The organism is Pseudomonas sp. HB05 (genome assembly GCF_016756915.1).
GTDB lineage: Bacteria > Pseudomonadota > Gammaproteobacteria > Pseudomonadales > Pseudomonadaceae > Aquipseudomonas > Aquipseudomonas alvandae.
In genome coordinates this window covers 167,820-192,412 of the sequence record NZ_JAESPG010000011.1, presented here as the reverse complement: position 1 = coordinate 192,412, position 24,593 = coordinate 167,820, and the positions used below count along the sequence as shown (strand labels likewise).

The window sequence follows — 24,593 nt, the reverse complement described above, 5'->3', positions numbered from 1 at the left end:
CTCGCGAATGCGGTGGATCAGTCGATACCTTTGTATCTGAAACACCGCATTCGCGAGCAAGCCCGCTCCCACAGGGTTTTGTGTTGATGTCAAGCCAGTGTGGGCAGCGGCCCGAGCTTGCCTTTGTGATAGATCATCGGCGTGACCGGTTGCTCGGGCAGGATCAGGTTCTTCACCGCGCCGACAATGATCGCGTGATCACCGCCGTCGTATTCACGCCACAGTTCGCACTCGATGATCGCCGTGGCTTTGCCCAGCAGCGGGTTGCCCAGGTCGCTCAGGTGCCAATCGATGCCCTTGGCCTTGTCCTTGCCTTTCCCGGCGAAGGCATAGGCTTCGGCGGTCTGGTCGGCGGACAGCAAATGAATCGCGAATTGCTTGCTGTCGCGCAACACCGGGTAGGTGTCGGAGGCGTAGTTGGGGCAGAACAGCACCAGCGCCGGGTCGATGGACAATGCGCTGAAGGCGCTGGCAGTGATGCCAACGATATTGCCGTCCGGGTCCAGCGTCGTCACCACCGTGACGCCAGACGGGAAGGAGCTCATGACTTCTTTGTAGATGCCGGGTTCGATCATTTCTCAGGACTCCTAGCGCATCACGAACGGGTCAGGCATGGAGGCCTGGGAAAGGTTGATCCACACCGTTTTCAGCTCGGTATAGGCCAGCACCGAATCGATGCCGCTTTCGCGTCCGTAGCCGCTGTTCTTGAACCCGCCGATGGGCGCCATGGCCGACACCGCGCGGTAAGTGTTGACCCAGATGATTCCGGACCGCACGTCTCGGGCGAGGCGATGGGCGCGGCCCAGGTCGCGGGTCCAGATGCCGGCGGCGAGGCCGAACTGCGAGTCGTTGGCGATCGCCAGGGCTTCGGCTTCGTCCTTGAAACGAATCACCGAGGCCACCGGGCCGAAGACTTCTTCCTGCATGATCTTCATGGAGTTGCGGTCGCATTCGAACAGGGTCGGTTCGTAGAACCAGCCTTCGCCCAGATGCGCCGGACGCTTGCCACCCAGGCGCAGGCGCGCGCCTTCGGCGATAGCGTCGGCCACCAGGCCTTCGACCACGGCCAACTGCTGTGCGGTGGCCATAGGGCCCATTTCGCTGGTGTCTTCCTGGGGGCTGCCGATGCGGATGCGCTTGGCGCGCTCCACCAGTCGCGAGACGAACTCGTCGTAGATTTCGTCCTGCACCAGCAGTCGCGAGCCGGAGACGCAACTTTGGCCAGAGGCAGCGTAGATCCCGGCAATCGCACCGTTGATGGCGCTGTCGAGGTCGGCGTCGGCGAAGATGATGTTGGGGGATTTGCCGCCCAGCTCCAACGACAGCTTGGCGAAGTTCTCGGCGCTGCTGCGCACCACGTGGCGGGCCGTGGCGGCGCCGCCGGTAAAGGCGATCTTGCGCACCAGCGGATGACGGGTGAGGGCGGCACCGGTGCTCGGGCCGTAGCCGGTGATCACGTTGACCACGCCCGGCGGAATCCCGGCTTCCAGGGCCAGGCGGGCCAGTTCCAGGATCGTCGCCGAGGCGTGCTCGGACGGCTTGATCACGATGGTGTTGCCGGCCGCGAGCGCCGGGGCCAGCTTGATGGCGGTGAGGTACAGCGGGCTGTTCCACGGAATGATCGCCGCAACCACACCCATGGCTTCGTGCACGGTATAGGCGAACAGGTCCGGCTTGTCGAGGGGCAGGGTGCCGCCTTCGAGCTTGTCGGCCAGGCCTGCGGTGTAATGGAAAAACTCCGGCAGGTAACCGACCTGGCCACGGGTTTCACGGATCAGCTTGCCGTTGTCGCGGCTTTCGAGCTGGGCCAGTTGTTCCTTGTTTTCGGCGATCAGGTCACCGAGGCGGCGCAGCAGTTTGCCGCGGGCGGTGGCGGTCAGCCCGCTCCAGGCCGGGCTGTCGAAAGCGCTTTGGGCGGCGTTTACGGCGCGATCGACATCGGCTTCGCCAGCATCGGGCAACTCGGCCCAGGGTTGGGCGAGCGCCGGGTTCAGGCTCTGGAAGGTCTTGCCGGACAGCGCATCGACCCATTCACCGCCGATACACATCGAAAAGCGTGTGAGTGTCATGCAACGATCCCCTTTATTGAATTTTGTCGGGTGCTGGCCGTGTCGAGGAATTCCAGCAACAACTGGTTGACCAGGCGCGGCGACTCTACCGGCATCATATGCCGCTGTTCGGCGAGCACGGCAACTGTCGCGCCGGGAATTCGCTCGGCCAGTTGCCGGGCCATTTGCGGGGTGGAACCAGGGTCCAATTCACCGGTGGCGATCAGGGTCGGCACCTGGATACTGCCCAGGTCGTCGGCGCGGTACATGTCCTGGGTGGCGAACAGTTCATAGGTGGTCAGGTAGCCCTGGGGGTCGTTCTGGGCCAGGGTCTGGCGCAGCGCGGCAATCTGCGCCGGGTTCGCGGCCTGGTACTCACGGCTGAACCACCGCGACAGGGCGGCCTCGGCGTTGGCGTCCGGGCCGTGTTCGGCGGCTTGCGCGGTACGGGCAATGACCCCGGCACGCTGTTCGGCGCTGCGGTTGAACACACTGTTGAGCACCACCAGGCCGTGCAGGCGCTGCGGGTAATGCAAGGCGAACGCACGCGCTACCAGGCCGCCCATCGAAAAACCGATGACCGTGGCCTGGGGCAATTGCAGATGATCCAGCAGTTCCAGCAACTGGTCGGCGTAGCCGAGCAGGTCGGTGCCGGTGGCGGGACGCGGGCTGGCGCCATGGCCGAGCATGTCATAGGCGATGACGCGGTAATTCGTGGCCAGGCCAACGATTTGGCCGCCCCACATTTCTTTGTTCAGGCCCACGCCGTGGATCAAGACCACGGGCTGGCCTTGGCCGGTTGCCAGGTAACTGGTGCCGGCCGGGGTGAGTTCAGCGGTGAGCCGAATCATGGAGCGCTCCTGCATGCCTTTTTTATTGTGGTTGCTTCGGCTGGATCACTGCGCCTTTTCGGCCGCCAGTTCTTCCAGGTCGATGTAGCGGTTGCCGATGCGTGGATGCAGGCGACCACCGTCGGCGCAGCCCAGCACCACGACGATTTCGTCGGCGCGCGGGGCGTCTTCGATCTGCATTTCCAGGGTGATGTAATGCGAGCGCAGGCCTTCGTCGTCCTTGTGCATCATCGGGATCTGGATCGAAGTGCCGGGGCCGCCGCGCTTGTTGGTGAAGCTCAGGTAGCTCTTGGCCTTGACCGCTTCGCGGTAGTGATTGCCGAAGCGCAGGGTATGGATCACAGCCGAAGCGTGCTCGATTTCACCGTCGGCGCCGACGACCGCAGCCTTGCCATAGGCTTCGATTTTTTCCGCACCGCCGATGATGCCCACCAGGCGCTCGACCATCAGCGCACCGAGGTCGGAGCAATTGGCGCGGATTTCCGGTTTCAGGTCTTCGACGAAACCACGGCCCAGCCAAGGGTTCTTCATGACCACCGCCAGCCCAACCATGGTCACCGGCTTGTCGGTGGCCTTGCCGCCTTCGATGAGGGTTTCTTCGACATAGCTGACGATCTTGCGAATTTCGAAACTCATGAGCTGCTCCGTGGGAGGTGAGAAGTGTCTGTGCGTATGATGGTATACCATAATACTGTTCGTGCAAGCGTCCACTTTGAATTTGTTCGAAGGGAGGCGACGGAAGGCTGGGGTTCGAGGAGATAGGGCTCTTGTGGCGAGGGGATAAATCCCCTCGCCACAAGAAATTCGCAGCTACAGTGAATGGGTATTAATTTCCCCTTTTCGGGGCGTTCGGCCTCGACTTCCCGTTTGTCTGCACCGATTCGACCCGTTTGCAGTGTCGACGCCTGAAATCGGGATAAGCGTTTCAGCCTGGAAATTCTTTTCCGTCGCAAAATCGAAAATAAATTTCGCTTTTTCGCCGTTTCGCGCCGGTTTTTCCAGCATCGCCTCGATCGGCCGCACTTAGGCACAGCCCTTGCTACGGCTCCACGACAACCCAACGAACAGGAGATTCGATACGTAGATAAAAGGGGGCGCACGTCATTCGGACGCAAAGGCCTGAATCAGAGACCCATGCCTGACGAGGTACTCGAAGAACCAGGGCTCACAAACTAGGCAAGGCTGCATTGGTGGAATGACGACGTAATAAGAAATGCCGTGTACGACACGGCTTGGAGTTGGCTATGCCCCACGCTTTTTTCAATGAAATGTACGACGCCAAGGGTGACTGCCGCCCGCATTACCAAGCTTTCTCGCGCTGGCTGGCGGACACGCCGCTGGAGTTGCTGGAGCAACGCCGCCGCGAAGCCGACCTGCTGTTCCATCGGGCCGGCATCACCTTCACTCTATATGGGGACGAGCAGGGCACCGAGCGCTTGATCCCGTTCGACATCATCCCCCGCAGCATCAAGGCCAGCGAATGGCAAATCGTCGAACGTGGCTGCATCCAGCGGGTCCAGGCCCTGAACATGTTCCTGGCCGACATCTACCACGGCCAGCGCATTCTCAAGGAAGGCATCATTCCGGCTGAGCAAGTGCTCGCCAACGAGGGCTATCAAATTGCAATGCAGGGCCTGGACCTGCACCGAGGTATCTACGCCCACATCGCTGGCGTTGATCTGGTTCGTGACGGCGATGGCAGCTACTACGTGCTGGAAGACAACCTGCGCACGCCCAGTGGCGTGAGCTACATGCTCGAAGACCGCAAGATGATGATGCGCCTGTTCCCCGAGCTCTTCGCTGCCCAGCGCGTGGCGCCCATCGATCATTATCCGAACCTGCTGCTCGATACCCTCAAGAGCTCCAGCCCGCTGGACAACCCGACCGCCGTGGTCCTGACGCCGGGGCGTTTCAACAGCGCCTATTTCGAGCATGCATTCCTGGCTCGGGAAATGGGCGTGGAACTGGTGGAGGGCGCGGATCTGTTCGTGCGCGACGACCACGTCTATATGCGCACCACCGCCGGGCCCAAGCAGGTGGACGTGATCTACCGTCGCCTGGACGATGCCTACCTCGATCCGTTGTCCTTCAACCCCGACTCCATGCTCGGCGTGCCCGGGCTGATCGCGGTCTACCGTGCAGGCAATGTGGTGCTGGCAAACGCCGTCGGCACGGGCGTGGCGGATGACAAGTCGATCTACCCCTACGTCGACGAGATGATTCGGTTCTACCTGACCGAAGAACCGATCCTGAAGAACGTGCCGACCTGGCAGTGTCGCAAACCCCAGGACCTGTCCCATGTCCTGGCGAACCTGCCGGACCTGGTGGTCAAGGAAACCCAAGGCTCCGGCGGCTACGGCATGCTGGTCGGGCCGGCTGCCACCAAGGCGGAGATCGAAGATTTCCGCGCGCGCCTCAAGGCTCGCCCCGAGGCCTACATCGCCCAGCCGACCTTGAGCCTGTCCACGTGCCCGACCTTTGTTGAAAGCGGCATCGCCCCTCGTCACATCGACTTGCGTCCCTTCGTGCTGTCCGGCAAGGAGACTCGCCTGGTGCCCGGCGGCCTGACCCGCGTGGCGCTGCGCGAAGGCTCGCTGGTGGTGAATTCGTCCCAGGGCGGCGGCACCAAAGACACTTGGGTAGTGGAGGACTAAGACATGCTTTCAAGAACCGCTTCGGACCTCTATTGGATGTCCCGCTACCTGGAGCGCGCCGAGAACCTGGCGCGCATGCTCGAAGTCAGTTATTCGCTGTCGCTGATGCCCCAGGCCGGGCGCGGCGACGGCCAGGCCGAGCTGGCGATGTCGCTGCTGGCGGCCGGTACGCTGGATGACTACAACGCCCGCTATGACGCGCTCAACACCGAACGCATGCTGCACTTTTTCGCCCTGGATGAAACCAACCCCGGCAGCATCTATAGCTGTCTGCGGGCGGCGCGGACCAACGCCCATGCCGTACGCGGGCGCATCACCGCCGACATGTGGGAGAACATCAACGCCACTTGGTTGGAAATGCGCAACATTGCCAGCAACGGCCTCGGCCGCTATGGCATCAGTCATTTCTGCGAGTGGGTGAAGGAGCGCTCGCACCTGTTCCGTGGCGCGACGTCGGGCACGATCATGCGCAACGATGCCTACTGTTTCATTCGCCTGGGCACCTTCATCGAGCGCGCCGACAACACCTTGCGCCTGCTGGACGCGCGCTACGAAATGTTCGGCGAGGAATCGGAGGAGGTCAGCGACAATTCGGCGCGCGGCTACTACCAATGGAGTGCCTTGCTGCGGGCATTGTCGTCGTTCGAGGCGTTCAACGAGATCTACCGTAATGCGCCGAATGCCGAGCAGGTGTCGGAGATGTTGCTGCTGCGGGCCGACGTGCCGCGCTCGCTGCACGCCTGCATCGAGGAGCTTGACCATATCCTCGCCAGCCTGCCGGGCAACAACGGCAGACCCGCTCAACGCCTGGCCGCCGAGCTGAATGCACGGCTGCGGTATTCCGGGATCGACGAGATCCTTGCGTCGGGCCTGCACCAATGGTTGACCGAACTCATCGGCCAGATCCGTCATTTGGGCCAGACCGTCCATGAGTCCTACCTGGAGGTGGTATGAAACTGTCCATACGCCACGACACCACCTACAGCTATGCCGATGAAGTCTGCACCAGCATCCAGTTCCTGCGCCTGACGCCCCGGGACACCCCACGCCAGCGCATCCTGCAATGGCACCTGGAACTGCCGCGCCTGGTGCGCAGCCAGCTCGATCCGTACGGCAATATCCTCCACGTCATGACCATGGACGAGCCCCACGGCGCGCTGATATTGACGGCCTATGGCGAGGTGCAGATCAACCAGACGGTGGAGATGGAGCCCGATGACCAGTCACCGCTGCCGTTCCTGCGCACCAGCCGACTTTCCCTGGCGGATGACAATCTCAGCGCCTTCGCCATGGAACAATGTGGAGACCGGCGAGATCGATCGGCGCTGGGCAACTTGATGAACGGCCTCGCCGACCGCATGCCCTACAGTCCCGGCGCGACGGCCGTCAGCAGCACGGCCGCCGAGGCGTTTGCCGGTGGCGCCGGGGTCTGCCAGGACCATGCCCATGCGTTCGTGGCCTGCGCCCGTAGTTTGGGCGTGCCGGCGCGGTATGTGTCCGGCTACCTGTGCACCGAGGACGAGAATCATTTGGCTAGTCATGCCTGGGCCGAGGCTTGGCTGGATGACGGTTGGTACAGCTTCGACGTGACCAATCGCTTGGTTCGTCCTGACCGCCATTTGAAGTTGGCGATTGGCCTTGATTATCTCGACGCCTGTCCGGTACGTGGAATGCGCCGAGGTGGCGGGGCAGAGCAGATGCAGGCGCGGGTGCAGGTGAGCTCGATGGTGCAGGTGCAGCATCAGTGATCTGACTATTGAAGCCCAAGGCCTTTTCGCGAGCAGGCTCGCTCCCACAATGGATGAGTTGTACCCAAACCCCTGTGGGAGCGGGCTTGCCCGCGAAGGCGGTCTTATAGCCGACCTGACTCTTCCCGTTGTGCGCCGATCCAATTGTGGGAGCGAGCCTGCTCGCGAAGGCGGCCGATGGAATACCGCTATCACAAGCTCGCCTGTGCAACGACCACCGGTTTATAGTGGCCGGCCATGTCGCGTCTCCAGGAAGGAGCCCAATGTCCGAATCCTCGATCACCCTTGCACGTTTTACTGAAGCCCATATCCCCGGCGTCACCGCGCTCTACAACGACCCTGCCGTTACCCGCCAGGTATTGCAGATGCCTTTTCAGTCCGCGGAGGTCTGGCGTCAACGTCTGTCAACAAATGACGAGCGCCAGTTGAAACTGGTGGCCCTTTACCAGGGCGAGGTCATCGGCAATCTTGGCCTGGAGCAGTTTTCTCGCGTTCGTCGCGCTCACTGCGCCAACCTCGGCATGGGTGTCGCGGTGGCTTGGCAGGGCAAGGGCGTGGGGTCGATGCTGCTGGCCGCGGCGCTGGACGTGGCGGACAACTGGATGAACCTGCGGCGGGTCGAGTTGACGGTGTATGCCGACAACGAAGCGGCCATCGGCTTGTACCGCAAGTTCGGTTTCGAAACCGAAGGCCTGCTGCGCGACTATGCCGTGCGTGACGGGCGCTGGGTCGATACGCTGGCGATGGCGCGGCTGCGCTGAACAGGCAAAACTCCGCACATTGGCTATACCTGTAGTTCCGCCCCCGTCAGGTGTGGCCTACAGGAGTAGCACCATGAATCTTGCGTCCATGATCGGCACCGTTTGCATCGCTTCACTCGCATTGATGGGCTGCGCCAGCAAAGTCACCCAGCCGAACGAGTATTCCGGCTTCCTGGGAGACTACAGCCGCCTAAAGGAAGAGAAATCACCGTCGGGAGCCGAGGTGATGCGTTGGGTCGATCCGAAGATCGATCTGGCCAAGTACTCCAGGGTGTATATCGAGCCGACACAGCTCTACCCCAAGCCACAACCGACCGTGAAGATTCCCGCCGCCACGTTGGCCGGTATTACCAGCTACTACGACCAAGCTCTCAAGCGAGAGGCGGGCAAATCCTTGCCCCTGGCGACCAGTCCCGGACCTGGCGTATTGGTGGTGCGGGCGGCTATCACTGCAGTAAGCAGCAAGACCGAAGGGCTGAAGCCTTATGAAGTGATTCCGATTGCCTTGGTGGCCGCCGCGGTCAGTACGGCCAGCGGCATTCGCGACCAGGAAACCACCCTGGGCACCGAAGCGGTTTTTCTCGACGGTGGTAATAATGCAGTGATCGCCCAGGTGGTGCGCAAGGGCACGGGTAAGCCGCTGTCGAACGACTCCCAGGTGATGAAGCCCGACGACTTCAAAAGCGTCATCGATGGCTGGGCGTCGGACTTGCATCAGTCCTACCTGCGTCTCAAGGCGAAATAGCGCCGTTGTAGGAATCGTCACTTTTTTCGTGCAGCCATAGGTCGGAGCACCATTTCATGGTTAACTCCGGCCTCACCATTTTTCAAACCTGTCAGAAGGAATCCGTTCATGGCTCAAGTCACCCTCAAAGGCAACCCGGTCCAAGTCAACGGCCAACTGCCACAAGCCGGTTCCAAGGCGCCAGCCTTTTCCCTGGTTGCCGGCAATCTGTCGGACGTTTCCCTGAAGGACTTCGCCGGCAAGCGCAAGGTGCTGAACATTTTCCCAAGCGTCGACACGCCGACCTGCGCCACTTCGGTGCGCAAGTTCAACGCCCAGGCCAACGACCTGAATAACACCGTGGTGCTGTGCATTTCCGCCGACCTGCCATTTGCACAGGCCCGTTTCTGTGGCGCCGAAGGCCTGGAGAACGTACAGAACCTGTCCACCCTGCGCGGTGCCGAATTCATCGAAAACTACGGCGTTGCCATTGCCGACGGCCCGCTCAAAGGCCTGACTGCTCGCGCCGTGGTGGTGCTGGACGAAAACGACACCGTGCTGCACAGCGAGCTGGTCAAGGAAATCGCTGAAGAGCCGAACTACGAGGCGGCACTCGCAGCGCTGAAATAACCAGTCTGAAATAAAGTATTTATTACAATTGTTAACGGCCTGGCCTGTCCAGGCCGTTTTCATTTGTGTTTCAAAGCCTTAGCCGAGTACGCGAAAGGTAAGCCCAAGGTAAATTGCCGGTAAAGGCGCTTTGCTAAAACCTCGACAGTGCTTATCGTTCAGCCTCCCGTAAAAGAAGCCCACGCGCCCAATGGTTGACCATTCAATGCAATCCTCTGTTTCCCGCAAATCCCGTCGCTGGTTGTTCGGCCTGTTCGTGGTATTGGTCGTCGCGTTGCTCGCCTGGAAATTCTGGCCCGCCAGCACCGACTCGAAAAATGCGGCAGGACAGAAGGGCGCGGCCGGACACATGGGGCGCTCGGGCGGCATGCGGCCGGGCTTCGGCGGTGCGACGGGGCCGATTCCGGTTCGGGTGGCACCAGCGGTCGCCGGGGATTTCCCGCTGTATTACAAGGCGCTGGGCACGGTCACGGCGCTCAACACCATCAACGTGCGCAGCCGCGTGGGCGGTGAGTTGGTGAAAATCGCGTTCGAAGAAGGGCAGATGGTCAAGGCCGGGGACCTGCTGGCCGAGATCGATCCTCGCCCGTACCAGAACGCCTTGCTCCAGGCCGAAGGCACCTTGCTGCAAAACCAGGCCCAGTTGAAGAACGCCCAGGTCGACCTGGAGCGCTATCGTGGTTTGTACGCCGAAGACAGCATTGCCAAGCAGACCCTCGACACCGCCGCTGCACTGGTGGGCCAGTACCAGGGCACGGTCAAGACCAACCAGGCGGCGGTCAACGACGCCAAGCTCAACCTGGAATTCACCAAGATCCGTGCGCCGATTTCCGGGCGTGTGGGCCTGCGGCAACTCGACCTTGGCAACCTGGTGGCAGCCAACGACACCACGGCCCTGGCCGTCATCACCCAGACCCAGCCCATCAGCGTGGTCTTCACATTGCCGGAGAACAACCTCGAAACCGTGCTCACCCGCTACCGCAGCGGGGCGAAGCTGCCGGTCGAGGCTTGGGACCGTGGCGATGTGAAGCTCCAGGCCAGCGGCGTGCTGCAAAGCCTGGACAACCAGATCGACGTCACCACCGGCACCTTGAAATTCAAGGCCCGCTACGAGAACCGCGACCAGTCGCTGTTCCCCAATCAGTTCGTCAACGTGCGCCTGCTGGCCGATACCCTGAAAGGCGTGGTGCTCGCGCCGACGGCCGCCATTCAATTCGGTACCAACGGCACGTTTGTCTATGCCTTGGACGGCGACAAGAAGGTCACGATCAAACAGCTCAAGATCGGCGCCAGCGATGGCGAGCATACGGTGGTCACCGAAGGGTTGGCCGCCGGCGACCGGGTGGTGCTCGAAGGCACCGACCGCCTGAAGGAAGGTAGCGAAGTGGAAGTGGTCAACGACAGCCAGGAAGTGCCGACTACGCCGACCGAGCACCTGCAAGGCAAGAGCGCCGCGGCCCCGACTGAGCCGGCAGTAGCCGACAAGGCGAAAAAGGGCGGCGCATGAATCTCTCGCGGCTGTTCATCCTTCGCCCGGTCGCCACCACCCTGAGCATGCTGGCCATTGTCCTGGCCGGCCTGATCGCCTATCGGTTGCTGCCGGTGTCGGCATTGCCCCAGGTCGATTATCCGACCATCCGCGTCATGACCCTGTACCCGGGCGCCAGCCCCGACGTGATGACCAGCGCCGTGACCGCGCCGCTGGAGCGCCAGTTCGGGCAGATGCCGGGCTTGACGCAGATGGCCTCCACCAGTTCCGGTGGCGCATCGGTGATTACCCTGCGGTTCAACCTGGACATCAACATGGATGTCGCCGAGCAGCAGGTGCAAGCCGCGATCAACGCGGCGACCAACCTGTTGCCCGACGATTTGCCGGCGCCGCCGGTGTACAACAAGGTCAACCCTGCCGACACCCCGGTGCTGACCCTGGCAATTACCTCCAAGACCATGCTGCTGCCCAAGCTCAATGATTTGGTGGACACGCGCATGGCGCAGAAAATCGCCCAGATCAGCGGCGTCGGCATGGTGACGATTGCCGGTGGCCAGCGCCAGGCGGTGCGGATCAAGGTCAACCCGGAAGCCCTGGCATCCGCCGGCTTGAACCTGGCGGATGTGCGCACCTTGATCGGCGCCTCCAACGTCAACCAGCCCAAGGGCAACTTCGACGGCCCGACGCGGGTCTCGATGCTCGATGCCAACGACCAGTTGACCTCGCCCAAGGACTACGCCGAGTTGATCCTGGCCTACGCCAACGGCGCGCCGCTGCGACTCAAGGACGTGGCAGAGATCGTCGATGGCGCCGAAAACGAGCGCCTTGCCGCCTGGGCCAACGAGAACCAGGCCGTCCTGCTGAACATCCAGCGCCAGCCCGGCGCCAACGTCATCGAGGTGGTTGACCGGATCAAGGCCCTGTTGCCCAGCATCACCGACAACCTGCCGGCCGGCCTCGACGTGACCGTGCTGACCGACCGCACCCAGACCATCCGTGCTTCTGTCACCGACGTCCAGCATGAGCTGCTGATCGCCATCGCCTTGGTGGTCATGGTGACGTTCCTGTTCCTGCGCCGGGTCAGCGCCACGATCATTCCCTCCGTGGCCGTGCCGTTGTCGCTGATCGGTACGTTCGGCGTGATGTACCTGGCCGGTTTCTCGATCAACAACCTGACCCTGATGGCCCTGACCATCGCCACGGGTTTCGTGGTGGACGACGCCATCGTGATGCTGGAAAACATCGCCCGTTTCATCGAGGAAGGCGACAGCCCGATGCAGGCGGCGCTCAAGGGCGCGAAGCAGATCGGCTTCACCTTGATTTCCCTGACGTTGTCGCTGATCGCCGTGCTGATCCCGCTGCTGTTCATGGCCGACGTGGTCGGGCGCCTGTTCCGCGAATTCGCCATCACCTTGGCGGTGGCGATCCTGATCTCGCTGGTGGTGTCCCTGACGCTGACGCCGATGATGTGCGCGCGCTTGCTCAAGCGCGAGCCGAAGGAAGAGGAGCAGGGCCGTTTCTACCGGGCCAGCGGTGCCTGGATCGACTGGTTGATCGCCGGTTACGGGCGCAAGTTGCAGTGGGTGCTCAAGCACCAACCACTGACCCTGCTGGTAGCAGTAGGCAGCCTGGTGCTGACGGTGGTGTTGTACCTGGCCGTGCCCAAGGGCTTTTTTCCGGTGCAGGACACCGGCGTGATCCAGGGGATTTCCGAGGCGCCGCAGGCGATTTCGTTTGCGGCGATGGGCGAGCGCCAGCAGCAGTTGGCCAAGGTGATCCTCGCCGACCCGGCGGTGGAGAGCCTGTCCTCCTACATCGGTGTAGACGGCGACAACGCGACGCTCAACAGCGGCCGCTTGCTGATCAACCTCAAGCCTCACCGGGAGCGGGACGACAGCGCCAGCGAAATCATCGCCCGCTTGCAACCGCAGTTGGACCGGCTGGTGGGGATCCGGCTGTTCATGCAGCCGGTGCAGGACCTGACCATCGAAGACCGGGTCAGCCGTACCCAGTACCAATTCAGCCTGTCGTCGCCGGACGCCGAGTTGCTCAGCCTCTGGAGCGGCCGCCTGGTCGAAGCCCTGGCCCAGCAGCCGGAGCTCACCGACGTTGCCAGCGACTTGCAGGACAAGGGCTTGCAGGTTTACCTGGTGATTGACCGTGACGCCGCCTCGCGGCTGGGCGTGTCGGTGTCGAACATCACCGATGCGCTCTACGACGCCTTCGGCCAGCGACAGATTTCCACCATCTACACCCAGGCCAGCCAGTACCGCGTGGTGCTTCAAGCCCAGGCGGGGGAGAAAATCGGCCCGCAGGCACTGGACCAGATCCACGTCAAGACCACCGACGGCGGGCAAGTCCGCCTGTCGAGCCTGGCACGGGTGGAGGAGCGCCAGGCGCAACTGGCGATTGCCCACATCGGCCAGTTCCCGGCGGTGATGATGTCGTTCAACCTGGCGCCAGGCGTGGCCCTCGGGCACGCCGTCGATCTCATTGAAAAGGTGCAGACGGACATCGGCATGCCCGTCGGCGTGCAGACCGAGTTCCAGGGCGCGGCGCAGGCATTCCAGGCGTCGCTGTCGAGCACCTTGCTGCTGATCCTGGCGGCGGTGGTGACCATGTACATCGTGTTGGGCGTGTTGTACGAGAGCTACATCCATCCGATCACGATTCTTTCCACCTTGCCCTCGGCGGCCATCGGCGCCTTGCTGGCGTTGATCCTCAGCGGCAACGACCTGGGCATGATCGCGATCATCGGCATCATTTTGCTGATCGGCATCGTGAAGAAGAACGCGATCATGATGATCGACTTCGCCCTCGACGCCGAGCGTAACCAGGGCATGGACCCGCAGACCGCCATCTACCAGGCCGCGCTGTTGCGCTTCCGACCGATCCTGATGACGACCCTCGCGGCCCTGTTCGGCGCCGTGCCGCTGATGCTCGCCACCGGCTCCGGCGCCGAATTGCGCCAACCGCTGGGCCTGGTGATGGTGGGCGGCTTGCTGGTGAGCCAGGTGCTGACGCTGTTCACCACGCCAGTGATCTACCTGTACTTCGACCGCCTGGGGCGCCGGTTTGCCAGGCCTGAGGAGAAAGAGGTGGGGGTATGACGCATTCCCTGAACCGCAGGGAGCTTTTGTGGCGAGGGGATTTATCCCCGCGGGGCTGCGTAGCGGCCCTTTTTGTGAGCGCTGCGCACTCAAGCGGGGATAAATCCCCTCGCCACGAAGAACCAGCCAAGTCTCGCGGACAGTCGCCTGGCGTCTGGAGCCGCTGCGAATGAACCTCTCCGGCCCCTTCATCCGCCGTCCCGTGGCGACCATGCTGCTGAGCTTCGCCATCATGTTGCTCGGCGGCGTGTGCTTTGGCTTGCTGCCGGTTTCGCCGCTGCCGCAGATGGATTTCCCGGTGATCGTGGTCCAGGCCAACTTGCCGGGAGCCAGCCCCGAGGTGATGGCTTCCACCGTGGCAACGCCGCTGGAGCGCTCGTTCGGCGCCATCGCCGGGGTCAATACCATGAGCAGCCGTTCGAGCCAGGGCTCCACCCGCGTCATCCTGCAGTTCGACCTGGATCGCGACATCAACGGCGCGGCCCGGGAGGTTCAAGCGGCCATCAACGCCTCGCGCAACTTGCTGCCCAGCGGCATGCGCAGCATGCCGACCTACAAGAAGGTCAACCCGTCCCAGGCACCCGTCATGGTGCTTTCGCTGACCTCCGATGTGCTGGAGAAGGGCCAACTCTATGACCTGGCCTCGACGATCCTGTCCCAGAGCCTGTCCCAGGTGGCGGGTGTCGGTGAGGTGCAGATTGGCGGCAGCTCCCTGCCGGCGGTGCGCATCGAGCTGGAGCCGCAATTGCTCAACCAGTACGGCGTGGCGCTGGATGACGTCCGCACGGCGATAGCCAATAGCAATGTGCGCCGGCCCAAGGGTTCGGTCGAAGACGACAAGCGCATGTGGCAAGTCCAGGCCAACGATCAACTCGAAAAGGCCAAGGACTACGAGACGCTGGTCATCCGTTACCAGGATGGCTCGGTGTTGCGGCTCAAGGACGTGGCAAAGGTCAGCGACGGCGTCGAGGACCGCTACAACAGCGGCTTCTTCAACGATGACGCTGCCGTGCTGCTGGTCATCAACCGCCAGGCCGGCGCCAACATCATCGAGACCGTCAACGAGATCAAGAACCAGCTGCCGGCCCTGCAAGCGGTGCTGCCCGCCAGCGTCAAGCTGAACCTGGCCATGGACCGCTCGCCGGTGATCAAGGCCACCCTGCACGAAGCGGAAATGACCCTGTTGATCGCCGTCGCCCTGGTGGTGCTGGTGGTGTTCCTGTTCCTGGGCAATTTCCGTGCGTCGCTGATCCCGACCCTGGCGGTGCCGGTGTCGTTGGTGGGTACGTTCGCGGTCATGTACCTGTACGGTTTTTCCCTGAACAACCTGTCACTGATGGCGTTGATCCTCGCCACCGGGCTGGTGGTGGACGACGCCATCGTGGTGCTGGAAAACATTTCCCGGCACATCGACGAAGGCGTGCCGCCGATGAAAGCCGCCTACCTCGGCGCCGAGGAGGTGGGCTTCACCCTGTTGTCGATGAACGCCTCGCTGGTGGCGGTGTTCCTGTCGATCCTGTTCATGGGCGGGATCATCGAGAGTCTGTTCCGCGAGTTTTCCATCACCCTGGCGGCTGCCATCGTGGTTTCGCTGGTGGTGTCCCTGACGCTCACGCCGATGCTCTGCGCGCGGTGGCTCAAGCCTCATGTGCCGGGCCAGGAAAACCGCTTGCAGCGCTGGAGCCATCACGTCAATGAACGCATGGTCAGGGGTTACGCCCGGAGCCTGGACTGGGTGCTGCGTCATCGGCGCCTGACCTTGCTCAGCCTGTTGGTGACCGTCGGTGTGAACATTGCCTTGTACGTGGTCGTGCCGAAGACGTTCATGCCGCAGCAGGACACGGGCCAGTTGATCGGCTTCGTGCGCGGTGACGACGGGCTGTCGTTCAACGTGATGCAGCCGAAAATGGAAATCTTCCGGCGCGCAGTGCTCAAGGATGAAGCGGTGCAGAGCGTGGCGGGTTTCATCGGCGGCAACAACGGCACCAACAATGCCTTCATGCTGGTGCGCCTCAAGCCGATCAAGGAGCGGGCGATGTCTGCGCAGAAGGTCATCGAGCGCCTGCGCAAGGAAATGCCCAAGGTGCCCGGTGCCCAACTGATGCTGATGGCCGACCAGGACCTGCAGTTCGGCGGCGGCCGCGAGCAGACCACCTCGCAGTATTCCTACATCCTGCAGAGCGCCGACCTGGCGTCCCTGCGCGAGTGGTACCCCAAGCTTGTGGCTGCCTTCAGGGCCTTGCCGGAGCTGACCGCCATCGACGCCCGTGACGGCGGCGGGGCTCAGCAAGTGACGCTGATCGTGGACCGGGACCAGGCCAAGCGCCTCGGCATCGACATGGACATGGTCACGGCGGTGTTGAACAACGCCTACAGCCAGCGGCAGATCTCGACGATCTACGACAGCCTCAACCAATACCAGGTGGTGATGGAGGTCAATCCGAAGTACGCCCAGGACCCCAACACACTTGAACAGGTCCAGGTCATCACCGCCGACGGCGCGCGGGTCCCGCTGTCGGCGATTGCCCACTATGAAAACAGCCTGGAGGACGACCGGGTCAGCCATGAGGGGCAGTTCGCGTCCGAGAGCATCGCCTTCGACATGGCCGAAGGCGTCACGGTGGAGCAGGGCTCGGCCGCCATCGAGCGCGCGATCGCCAAGCTTGGCATGCCCGAGGATGTCATCGCGAAAATGGCCGGTACCGCCGATGCGTTCGCCGCCACCCAGAAAAGCCAGCCGTTCATGATCCTCGGGGCGTTGCTGGCGGTGTACCTGGTGCTGGGTGTGCTGTACGAAAGCTACATCCACCCACTGACCATCCTGTCGACCTTGCCCTCGGCCGGGGTGGGCGCGTTGCTGTCGATCTACGTGCTGGGCAGCGAGTTCAGCCTGATCTCGTTGCTGGGGCTGTTCCTGTTGATCGGCGTGGTGAAGAAAAACGCCATCCTGATGATCGACCTCGCCCTGCAATTGGAACGCGCTGGCCAGACGCCGCTCGAGTCAATCCGCAGCGCGTGCCTGTTGCGGCTGCGGCCGATCCTGATGACCACGCTGGCGGCGATCCTCGGCGCCTTGCCGCTGTTGCTCGGCGGCGCCGAAGGCTCGGAAATGCGCCAGCCACTGGGCCTGACCATCATCGGCGGGCTGGTGTTCAGCCAGGTCCTGACGCTTTACACCACCCCCGTGGTCTACCTCTACCTCGACAACCTGCGCCATCGTTTCAACCGCTGGCGTGGAGTGCGCACTGATGCTGCCCTGGAAACTCCGCTATGACCGACCGTTCGCTTTTCAACCTTGCCGCACCGCTGGCAACCGCCCGTGGCTCGCGAGTATTGAGCCTGGCGCTGTGCGTGGCGCTGCTCAGTGCCTGCGCGATCGGTCCGGATTACCAACGTCCCGCGGCCGCTGCGCCGGTGCAATACAAGGAGGCCCAGGGCTGGCGCCAGGCCAACCCCAGCGACGCCCTGGCCCGTGGCGCCTGGTGGGAGCTATACGCTGACACTCGCCTCAACGAACTGGTGGAAAAACTCAACGGTTCCAACCAGACCGTGGCCCAGGCCGAAGCCCAGTACCGTCAGGCCCAGGCCTTGGCGCGCAGTGCTCGCGGGGCATTCTTTCCAACGGTCGATCTTACGGTCGGCAAGACCCGTTCCAGCCAGGGCACCGGCAGCAGCAGTTCGAGCCTGAGCAGTTCCTCCAGCGGCATTCGCGACACTTACAACGCCCAAGCTGGCGTGAGCTGGGAAGCGGACGTCTGGGGCAAGTTGCGCCGCACCCTGGAAGCCGACGAAGCCAGCGCCCAGGCCAGCTTTGCCGACCTGGCCGCAATGCGTTTGAGCCAGCAATCGGAACTGGTGCAGAACTACCTGCAGTTGCGGGTAATCGATCAGCAGAAGCGCCTGTTGCAGACCACCGTCGACAACTATCAACGCTCGCTGAAAATGACCGAAAACCAGTACCGCGCCGGGGTGTCCGGCAAGGATGCGGTGGCCCAGGCGCAGAATCAGCTCAAGACCACCCAGGGCGACCTGATTGACCTGATCTGGCAGCGGGCGCAGTTCGAGAACGCTATCGCCGTGCTGATCGGCTTGCCGCCCGCCGAGTTCAGCCTGGCCGAAACCCAGGACATCCCGGCACTGCCGCAAGTGCCAGTGGCACTGCCGTCGCAATTGCTCGAACGGCGCCCGGACATCGCCTCGGCTGAGCGCTCGGTCATGGCGGCCAACGCCAACATCGGCGTGGCGAAGGCCGCTTACTACCCGGACCTGACCCTGAGCCTGAGCGGCGGCTACAGCAGCAGTACCTACGATAACTGGGTAAGTGTGCCGAACCGCTTCTGGTCGGTCGGCCCGCAACTGGCGATGACCTTGTTCGACGGCGGCCAGCGCTCGGCGGAGGTCGACCGCAGCGTCGCGGCCTACGACCAGACCGTCGCCACCTATCGCCAGACCGTGCTCGACGGCTTTCGTGAAGTCGAGAACTACATGATCCAGCTCAAGGTGCTCGAAGACGAAGCCCGCGTGCGCCAGGAAGCCCTCGACGCCGCCCGCGAGTCCCTGCGCCTGACGCAAAACCAGTACAGGGCAGGGCTGATCGGCTACCTCGACGTGGTGACCGTCCAGGCCACCGCCCTGAGCAACGAGCGCAGCGTGCTGAGCCTGCAACAGAGTCGGTTGATTGCGAGTGTGCAGTTGATTGCGGCGCTGGGCGGTGGTTGGGATGGGCAGTTGGAGGCGGAGGGTAGGTAACAATTGCGCCAAGCTTTTGTGGCGAGGGGATTTATCCCCGCTGGGTTGCGAAGCGGCCCTAAAGTCTGCCACCTCGGTGTGTCAGCTAGGTTGCACTCAGCTTCCAGGGGCTGCTTCGCAGCCCAGCGGGGATAAATCCCCTCGCCACAGAGATCTCCTGAACATCCCGCGCAAAGTCCCGCTTTTGGCCGATGCACTGCCTACGTCCAATCGTAATCGCTTGGTATAGTTCAGGCCTCTTTCCAGCCGGTAAAAGGATACTGCCATGTCGCAATACCAAGCGTTCAACGTCGAACTTGCAGACAACATCGCCCATGTGCAGATCAATCGACCGGACAAGATCAACGCCATGAATGCGGCGTTCTGGAGCGAGATCGTCGATATCTTCCAATGGATCGACGATACCGACGAAGTGCGGGTGGTGGTCTTGAGCGGCGCGGGCAAGCACTTTTCTTCAGGCATCGACCTGATGATGCTGGCCGGCGTGGCCAATGAACTGGGCAAGGATGTGGGCCGTAACGCCCGCGTGCTGCGGCGCAAGATCCTGCAGTTGCAAGCCTCGTTCAATGCCGTGGACAACTGCCGCAAGCCGGTACTCGCGGCGGTCCAAGGCTATTGCCTGGGCGGCGCCATCGACCTGATTTCCGCCTGTGACATGCGCTACGCCGCCGAGGACGCGCAGTTCTCCATCAAGGAAATCGACATCGGCATGGCGGCCGATGTTGGCACATTGCAACGCTTGCCCCGGATCATCGGGGACGGCATGCTGCGTGAACTCGCTTATACGGGGCGCACCTTCGGTGCCGACGAAGCGCGCAGCATTGGCCTGGTCAATCGTGTCTATGGTGACACAGCCAGCCTGCTCGACGGCGTCATGGGCATTGCCCGGGAAATCGCCGCCAAGTCGCCGATCGCCGTCACCGGCACCAAGGAAATGATCAGCTACATGCGCGACCACCGCATCGATGACGGGCTGGAATACGTCGCCACGTGGAACGCCGCCATGTTGCAATCCAATGACCTGCGCGTGGCCATGGCCGCCCATATGAGCAAACAGAAACCCGAATTTCTGGACTGACCGATCATGATTTCACGCTGGACCACCGCAGTACTCGATACAGATAAACCCGGCGGCTGGGCCGTGGCCCGCAGCCCGGAAGGTTTCCTGTACGACGACAACGGCGCGCTGTTTCCTCGCGACTGGCTCAAGCGCCAGGACTTGTCGATCCTTGCCGAGCACGGCATCGGCCATCTCGATGGCGAGCCGGTCCACTTGCTGGAACTGCACAGCGCCTTGGACATTCCCGGCTGCAACTGGAAAGGCCTGCGGGCCTTCATGCTCGAAGATGACCACACGCTGTTCAAGGTGTTGGGTTATGCCGCGCAGATCGGCACCTGGGCCCGGGAGCATCGCTTTTGCGGCAGCTGCGGCCAGCGCATGAGCCAGGTGCCGCGAGAGCGGGCGATGTATTGCCAGGCATGCGACTTGCGGCATTACCCACGGATCTCGCCGAGCATGATCGTGCTGATCACTCGTGGCGACGAAGTCTTGTTGGCCCGTTCCCCCCGGTTTGTCACAGGGGTCTACAGCACCCTGGCGGGCTTTGCCGAGCCGGGGGAGTCGGCGGAAGATTGCCTTGTTCGCGAGGTCCGCGAGGAAGTCAGCATCGACGTGAAGAACATCCAGTACGTGGGCAGCCAGTGCTGGCCGTTTCCCCATTCGATGATGCTGGGCTTCCACGCCGAATACGCCAGCGGCGAGATCGTGCCCCAGGAGGACGAAATCGAGGACGCGCAATGGTTCAACATCCATGACCTGCCGCCATTGCCGGCGTCGCGCTCGATTGCCCGCTACCTGATCGATCTCTATGTGGCGCGGCGCCTAGGCCATGCTGAACCAGTGTTGCCAGGCTAGGCGTACGGTCAGGGCCAGCACCACGGTGATGAACACCGGCCGGATGAACTTCGCGCCGCCGCTGATGGCGGTGCGCGCGCCGAAGAATGCGCCGACCATCACCGACAGGCCCATGCTCAGCCCGATGATCCAATCCACCTGACCCGAGAAGATGAACACCGACAGGGCTGCGATGTTGCTGACGAAGTTCATGCTGCGGGCCACGCCGCTGGCCTTGACCAGGTCGATGGGGTAGAGCAGCAGGCTGCTGACGGTCCAGAACGCGCCCGTGCCGGGGCCGGCCACGCCGTCATAGAAACCAAGGGTAAAGCCTTGCGGCGACTGCCAGGTCTTCTTGATCGGTGCGTTGCTGTCCAGCGGTGCCTTGGGCGTGCCGCCGAACAGCAAGTACAGGCCGCAGGCGAAGACGATCACCGGCAGCATCTTGTTCAGCCACTCGGCGGGCAGGTAATGGGCGACGACGGCGCCGGCCAAGGCACCGACCAGCGTGCCGACGAGGGCGTGGGTCCACTGCCGCGGATGAAACAGCTTGCGCCTGTAGAACGTGAAGCTGGCCGTGGCCGAACCAAAAGTCGAGCTGAGCTTGTTGGTGCCCAGCACCAGGTGCGGTGGCAAGCCCGCGGTCAGCAGGGCAGGCGTGGTAAGCAGGCCCCCACCGCCGGCGATGGCGTCGATGAAGCCGGCGATGAACGCGACTACGGCCAGGATAGCGAGGGTGGAGAGGTCAACGCTGAGTTCAAAAGGCATGGAATGGGCTTATTCGGCAGGGCGCAGAAGGGCTGCGGGAAAGGCCGGTATGTTACCGATAATGGCGCTGGGCCGCGACTCTCCGGTGAGATGCCGCTAACTCCGTGGCGAGGGAGCTTGCTCCCGCTGGGCTGCGCAGCAGCCCTCTCAAACCACATCATCGACAATAATGTGCCGCTCCTGCCGCGAGCAGCGCTCGATCCGCGCCTGGACCCGGTACACGTCGCGCAGCATCTGCTCGGTGATCACCTCGTCACTCCGGCCGCAGCCTTGCGATGTTCCATTGGCAATGACCAGCACCTGGTCGGCAAACCGCAGGGCCTGGTTCAGGTCGTGGATGGCGATGAACACAATGACCGAGTGTTGGCGGGCGAAGTCGCGCATGAAACTCAACACCTGGACCTGGCGATGCATGTCCAGGGCGCTGGTGGGTTCATCCATCAACAACACCTCGGGTTCGCGCACCAGCGTCTGGGCGATGGACACCAGTTGCTGTTGCCCGCCGCTCAGTTCGCCAAGGTTGCGAAAGGACAGTTCGCCGATGCCCAGGGATTCGAGGATACGGTCCACCACTTCCAACTCGTCGGCCTGCACGGCCCAGCCGGGCGCTTGCTGCTTGCGCGCCAGCAGCACCGATTCGTAGACCGTCAGCCGGGCGCTGGCGTTGAGGTTCTGCGGCATGTAGCAGATGCCGCCCCGCCCTCGGCGCGACCCTTCCAGGCGGACCTGGCCGGGGCCGTCGATCAAGCCGGCGATGCGTTTGAACAAGGTGGATTTACCGGCCGCATTCGGGCCAACCACCGCCACCACTTCGCCGCCGCTGAGCACCGGCGTACTGATTCCTTCGAGTATCGACCGCTGGCCATACCGCGCGCCGACCCCTGCCAGCTCGATCGTTACCATGAGTTTTTCCTGCCGCCCAGAATCAGAGAGATGAAAAACGGCACGCCGATCAACGACGTGACCACGCCGATGGGGAAGATCGCGCCCGGTATCAAGGTCTTGCTCACCACCGAACTCGCTGACAGGATCAGCGCACCGGTCAGCAGCGAGGCGGGGAGGAAGAAGCGCTGGTCTTCGCCGATGAGCATTCGCGCGATGTGCGGGCCGACGAGGCCGATGAAGCCGATGGTGCCGACAAACGCCACGGGAAATGCCGCCAGCAGGCTGACCATGATCAGCGTCTGCAAACGCAACTTGCGCACATTGACGCCGAAGCTCGCGGCTTTCTCATCCCCCAGCCTCAGGGCGGTCATGGCCCAGGCGCGGCGTGCGAAAACCGGCAAGGTGACCAGGATCACCAGGCAGATCACACCGAGTTTCGGCCACGTAGCCTTGGTCAGGCTACCCATTGTCCAGAACACCACGGCGGCCACGGCCTGCTCTGTGGCGAAGAACTGCAACAGCGCCAGCAGGGCATTGAAAGTGAACACCAGCGCGATGCCCAGCAGCACGATGGTTTCGCTGGTCATGCCGCGACGCAAGCTCAGCACGTGGATCAGCAATGCAGACAGCATCGCCATCACGAAGGCATTGAGCGGCACCATGTACTGGGCGATCACCGGGACCAGGGCCACGCCGAATGCCAGTCCTAACGCCGCACCAAAACTGGCCGCCGCCGAGATGCCCAAGGTGAAGGGGCTTGCCAGCGGATTGTTGAGGATGGTCTGCATCTGCGCGCCGGCCAGGGACAAAGCGGCGCCGACGGCCACGGCCATCAGCGCCACCGGCAGGCGAATGTCCCACATCACCACGCGCACCTGGGGCGCCGCCGCGTCAGGGGAAAACAGCGCGCCCAGCACCTCAACCAGGCTGTAGCTGGCCGGGCCGAGGGCCAGGTCCAATAACACGCTGAACAGCAGCAACACCGCCAGGCCGACCAGGATCAGGCGCTTGCGCCAGACCTGCTCGCGATAGATCGTACCCAGGGCGATGTCATCGATTCGGCCGTTCATGGTTGTGCCTGCGCTGGCTTGAGGCTGACGAAGTAGCCGGGCTCGTAGGGCACGGGCAGGAACCGTTCGTGGAACTCGCGGAACGTCGCGTCCGGGTCGAGTTCGGCGAACAGGTCCGGGTGGAACCACTTGGCCAGTTGCTGGATGGCGATGAACTGGTACGGACTGTTGTAGAACTGGTGCCAGATGGCGTGGAACCCCTGGGTTTGCTGGGCCTTGATCCCGGCATAGGCAGGGCGCTGGGTGTACCACTGCAACTTGCGCCGCGCTTCGACCAGGTCGGCACCGGGACCGACGCCGACCCAGTGTCCGCCTGGGGCGAAGGCCTCCCAGTTGGCACTGGTGACCACCACTTGTTCCGGGTTGGCGACCACCACCTGCTCGGCATTCAACTGGCCGAAAGTATTGGGAATGATCGGACTGGCGATGTTGCGGCCGCCGGCCAGCTCGACGAAGCGGCCGAAGTTCTCATTGCCGAAACTCAGGCAGCAATCGTCCGTGTAGCCGCCGATGCGCTCGATGAACACTTTGGGTCGAGGCGGCTGGCGGGCCTGGATAACATCGATGACGCGCCGGATCTGCTGGTTGCGAAAGGTGATGAATGCCTCGGCGCGCGCCTCTTCGCCGAACAGTCGCCCGAACAGACGCATGGTCGGCTCGGTGTTCTGCATCGGGTTGTTGCGAAAGTCCACGTAGACCACCGGAATGCCAAGCGCATCGAGCTTCTCGATGTAGCGCGCATCTTCGGTGGCGTGCTGGGCCTCGATGTTCAGCACGATCACGTCCGGTTGCTGGCTGATCGCTTGCTCGATGTCGAAGGTGCCGTCTTCGAAACCACCAAACGTCGGGACCTTGGCAATGGCCGGAAAGCGCCGCAGGTAAGCGCCGTAGGTGTCCGGGTCGGACTGGATGAGGTCCTTGCGCCAGCCGACGATTCGGCGGATTGGATTATCGGTGTCCAGCGCCGCCACCAGGTACAACTGGCGGCCTTCGCCAAGGATGACCCGGCGCACGGGAATGCGTACCTGGACCTGGCGGCCAAGCAAGTCGGTGACAGTGGTCTTGGTGACGGGCGAGGTGTCCGAAAAACCAAAGCCGCTCAGCAGCAAGGTCGCGGCGCCAAGCAGCCAGGCGGTGAGCTTCGAACGCGTCATGGGTGGAATCAGCATGGTTTGAACCTTGTCAGGGACCGTCCCGCCAGCGGTGCACGCG

General features: G+C 62.8%; 20 protein-coding genes. 12 read left to right on the top strand and 8 right to left on the bottom strand.

Annotated elements, in window-relative coordinates:
• Positions 1 to 89: 89 nt before the first annotated feature.
• Genes JMN22_RS13205 through JMN22_RS13190 form a run of 4 tightly spaced genes read right to left on the bottom strand, consistent with a single transcriptional unit; the run spans position 90 to position 3,535 of the window.
• Positions 90 to 575 (bottom strand): flavin reductase family protein, encoded by a 486-nt coding sequence (locus tag JMN22_RS13205; RefSeq protein ID WP_030142561.1) that lies wholly within the window; start codon positions 573 to 575, stop codon positions 90 to 92.
• Positions 576 to 587: 12 nt separating this feature from the next.
• Complete coding sequence (locus JMN22_RS13200) at positions 588 to 2,069, bottom strand: aldehyde dehydrogenase (protein WP_198796997.1); 1,482 nt, start codon at positions 2,067 to 2,069, stop codon at positions 588 to 590.
• Positions 2,066 to 2,899 (bottom strand): alpha/beta fold hydrolase, encoded by an 834-nt coding sequence (locus JMN22_RS13195; protein WP_030142559.1) that lies wholly within the window; start codon positions 2,897 to 2,899, stop codon positions 2,066 to 2,068. The genes JMN22_RS13200 and JMN22_RS13195 overlap by 4 nt, the downstream gene beginning before the upstream one ends.
• Positions 2,900 to 2,944: 45 nt before the next feature.
• Positions 2,945 to 3,535, bottom strand: a complete 591-nt coding sequence (locus JMN22_RS13190) for an amino acid synthesis family protein (protein WP_030142558.1) — start codon at positions 3,533 to 3,535, stop codon at positions 2,945 to 2,947.
• A 608-nt stretch (positions 3,536 to 4,143) separates the two neighbouring features.
• Between JMN22_RS13190 and JMN22_RS13185 the strand changes: the two genes are divergently transcribed.
• The 12 genes from JMN22_RS13185 (at position 4,144) to nudC (ending at position 20,679) form a co-directional block, all read left to right on the top strand.
• Positions 4,144 to 5,553, top strand: coding sequence for a circularly permuted type 2 ATP-grasp protein (locus tag JMN22_RS13185; protein WP_030142557.1), 1,410 nt, complete (start codon positions 4,144 to 4,146; stop codon positions 5,551 to 5,553).
• 3 nt (positions 5,554 to 5,556) lie between these two features.
• A complete protein-coding gene (locus JMN22_RS13180; protein ID WP_030142556.1) occupies positions 5,557 to 6,507 on the top strand; it encodes an alpha-E domain-containing protein in 951 nt (316 codons plus the stop codon).
• Positions 6,504 to 7,301, top strand: coding sequence for a transglutaminase family protein (locus tag JMN22_RS13175; protein WP_030142555.1), 798 nt, complete (start codon positions 6,504 to 6,506; stop codon positions 7,299 to 7,301). Before JMN22_RS13180 ends, JMN22_RS13175 begins: the two co-directional genes overlap by 4 nt.
• 263 nt (positions 7,302 to 7,564) lie before the next feature.
• Entirely contained in the window at positions 7,565 to 8,062 is a 498-nt protein-coding gene (locus tag JMN22_RS13170; protein ID WP_030142554.1) for a GNAT family N-acetyltransferase, read from the top strand.
• Positions 8,063 to 8,135: 73 nt separating this feature from the next.
• Positions 8,136 to 8,807, top strand: a complete 672-nt coding sequence (locus JMN22_RS13165) for a DUF3313 domain-containing protein (RefSeq protein WP_030142553.1) — start codon at positions 8,136 to 8,138, stop codon at positions 8,805 to 8,807.
• A gap of 108 nt (positions 8,808 to 8,915) precedes the next feature.
• Entirely contained in the window at positions 8,916 to 9,416 is a 501-nt protein-coding gene (tpx, locus tag JMN22_RS13160; RefSeq protein ID WP_198796996.1) for a thiol peroxidase, read from the top strand.
• Between the two features lie 190 nt (positions 9,417 to 9,606).
• On the top strand, positions 9,607 to 10,923 hold the full coding sequence (locus JMN22_RS13155) for an MdtA/MuxA family multidrug efflux RND transporter periplasmic adaptor subunit (protein WP_030142551.1): 1,317 nt from the start codon (positions 9,607 to 9,609) through the stop codon (positions 10,921 to 10,923).
• A complete protein-coding gene (locus JMN22_RS13150; RefSeq protein WP_198796995.1) occupies positions 10,920 to 14,015 on the top strand; it encodes an MdtB/MuxB family multidrug efflux RND transporter permease subunit in 3,096 nt (1,031 codons plus the stop codon). The genes JMN22_RS13155 and JMN22_RS13150 overlap by 4 nt, the downstream gene beginning before the upstream one ends.
• Positions 14,016 to 14,184: 169 nt before the next feature.
• Positions 14,185 to 17,289, top strand: coding sequence for an efflux RND transporter permease subunit (locus JMN22_RS13145; RefSeq protein ID WP_030142549.1), 3,105 nt, complete (start codon positions 14,185 to 14,187; stop codon positions 17,287 to 17,289).
• A complete protein-coding gene (locus JMN22_RS13140; RefSeq protein ID WP_030142548.1) occupies positions 17,286 to 18,764 on the top strand; it encodes an efflux transporter outer membrane subunit in 1,479 nt (492 codons plus the stop codon). The genes JMN22_RS13145 and JMN22_RS13140 overlap by 4 nt, the downstream gene beginning before the upstream one ends.
• Positions 18,765 to 19,029: 265 nt before the next feature.
• Positions 19,030 to 19,842 carry a crotonase/enoyl-CoA hydratase family protein gene (locus tag JMN22_RS13135; protein ID WP_030142547.1) on the top strand — a complete coding sequence of 271 codons (813 nt, stop codon included), beginning with the start codon at positions 19,030 to 19,032 and terminating at the stop codon, positions 19,840 to 19,842.
• A 6-nt stretch (positions 19,843 to 19,848) separates the two neighbouring features.
• Positions 19,849 to 20,679, top strand: coding sequence for an NAD(+) diphosphatase (gene nudC / locus JMN22_RS13130; protein WP_198796994.1), 831 nt, complete (start codon positions 19,849 to 19,851; stop codon positions 20,677 to 20,679).
• Here the strand turns inward: nudC and JMN22_RS13125 are convergent.
• The 4 genes from JMN22_RS13125 to JMN22_RS13110 all read right to left on the bottom strand — a co-directional run bounded on the left by JMN22_RS13125 (position 20,647) and on the right by JMN22_RS13110 (position 24,550).
• The gene (locus JMN22_RS13125) at positions 20,647 to 21,426 is read right to left on the bottom strand and encodes a TSUP family transporter (protein WP_030142545.1); all 780 of its coding nucleotides are present in this window, start codon (positions 21,424 to 21,426) and stop codon (positions 20,647 to 20,649) included. The two genes, nudC and JMN22_RS13125, sit on opposite strands and share 33 nt — an antisense overlap.
• A 147-nt stretch (positions 21,427 to 21,573) precedes the next feature.
• The gene (locus JMN22_RS13120) at positions 21,574 to 22,329 is read right to left on the bottom strand and encodes an ABC transporter ATP-binding protein (RefSeq protein ID WP_198796993.1); all 756 of its coding nucleotides are present in this window, start codon (positions 22,327 to 22,329) and stop codon (positions 21,574 to 21,576) included.
• Positions 22,323 to 23,381: a FecCD family ABC transporter permease gene (locus JMN22_RS13115; protein WP_198796992.1), complete on the bottom strand. Its 1,059-nt coding sequence runs from the start codon at positions 23,379 to 23,381 to the stop codon at positions 22,323 to 22,325. The genes JMN22_RS13120 and JMN22_RS13115 overlap by 7 nt, the downstream gene beginning before the upstream one ends.
• Entirely contained in the window at positions 23,378 to 24,550 is a 1,173-nt protein-coding gene (locus JMN22_RS13110) for an ABC transporter substrate-binding protein (protein ID WP_198796991.1), read from the bottom strand. The genes JMN22_RS13115 and JMN22_RS13110 overlap by 4 nt, the downstream gene beginning before the upstream one ends.
• Positions 24,551 to 24,593 lie beyond the last annotated feature (43 nt).

Coding starts and splice junctions, on each gene's coding strand:
- JMN22_RS13205 (WP_030142561.1), bottom strand. CDS start 575: ATGATCGAACCCGGCATCTACAAAGAAGTCATGAGCTCCTTCCCGTCT.
- JMN22_RS13200 (WP_198796997.1), bottom strand. CDS start 2,069: ATGACACTCACACGCTTTTCGATGTGTATCGGCGGTGAATGGGTCGAT.
- JMN22_RS13195 (WP_030142559.1), bottom strand. CDS start 2,899: ATGATTCGGCTCACCGCTGAACTCACCCCGGCCGGCACCAGTTACCTG.
- JMN22_RS13190 (WP_030142558.1), bottom strand. CDS start 3,535: ATGAGTTTCGAAATTCGCAAGATCGTCAGCTATGTCGAAGAAACCCTC.
- JMN22_RS13185 (WP_030142557.1), top strand. CDS start 4,144: ATGCCCCACGCTTTTTTCAATGAAATGTACGACGCCAAGGGTGACTGC.
- JMN22_RS13180 (WP_030142556.1), top strand. CDS start 5,557: ATGCTTTCAAGAACCGCTTCGGACCTCTATTGGATGTCCCGCTACCTG.
- JMN22_RS13175 (WP_030142555.1), top strand. CDS start 6,504: ATGAAACTGTCCATACGCCACGACACCACCTACAGCTATGCCGATGAA.
- JMN22_RS13170 (WP_030142554.1), top strand. CDS start 7,565: ATGTCCGAATCCTCGATCACCCTTGCACGTTTTACTGAAGCCCATATC.
- JMN22_RS13165 (WP_030142553.1), top strand. CDS start 8,136: ATGAATCTTGCGTCCATGATCGGCACCGTTTGCATCGCTTCACTCGCA.
- tpx (WP_198796996.1), top strand. CDS start 8,916: ATGGCTCAAGTCACCCTCAAAGGCAACCCGGTCCAAGTCAACGGCCAA.
- JMN22_RS13155 (WP_030142551.1), top strand. CDS start 9,607: ATGGTTGACCATTCAATGCAATCCTCTGTTTCCCGCAAATCCCGTCGC.
- JMN22_RS13150 (WP_198796995.1), top strand. CDS start 10,920: ATGAATCTCTCGCGGCTGTTCATCCTTCGCCCGGTCGCCACCACCCTG.
- JMN22_RS13145 (WP_030142549.1), top strand. CDS start 14,185: ATGAACCTCTCCGGCCCCTTCATCCGCCGTCCCGTGGCGACCATGCTG.
- JMN22_RS13140 (WP_030142548.1), top strand. CDS start 17,286: ATGACCGACCGTTCGCTTTTCAACCTTGCCGCACCGCTGGCAACCGCC.
- JMN22_RS13135 (WP_030142547.1), top strand. CDS start 19,030: ATGTCGCAATACCAAGCGTTCAACGTCGAACTTGCAGACAACATCGCC.
- nudC (WP_198796994.1), top strand. CDS start 19,849: ATGATTTCACGCTGGACCACCGCAGTACTCGATACAGATAAACCCGGC.
- JMN22_RS13125 (WP_030142545.1), bottom strand. CDS start 21,426: ATGCCTTTTGAACTCAGCGTTGACCTCTCCACCCTCGCTATCCTGGCC.
- JMN22_RS13120 (WP_198796993.1), bottom strand. CDS start 22,329: ATGGTAACGATCGAGCTGGCAGGGGTCGGCGCGCGGTATGGCCAGCGG.
- JMN22_RS13115 (WP_198796992.1), bottom strand. CDS start 23,381: ATGAACGGCCGAATCGATGACATCGCCCTGGGTACGATCTATCGCGAG.
- JMN22_RS13110 (WP_198796991.1), bottom strand. CDS start 24,550: ATGCTGATTCCACCCATGACGCGTTCGAAGCTCACCGCCTGGCTGCTT.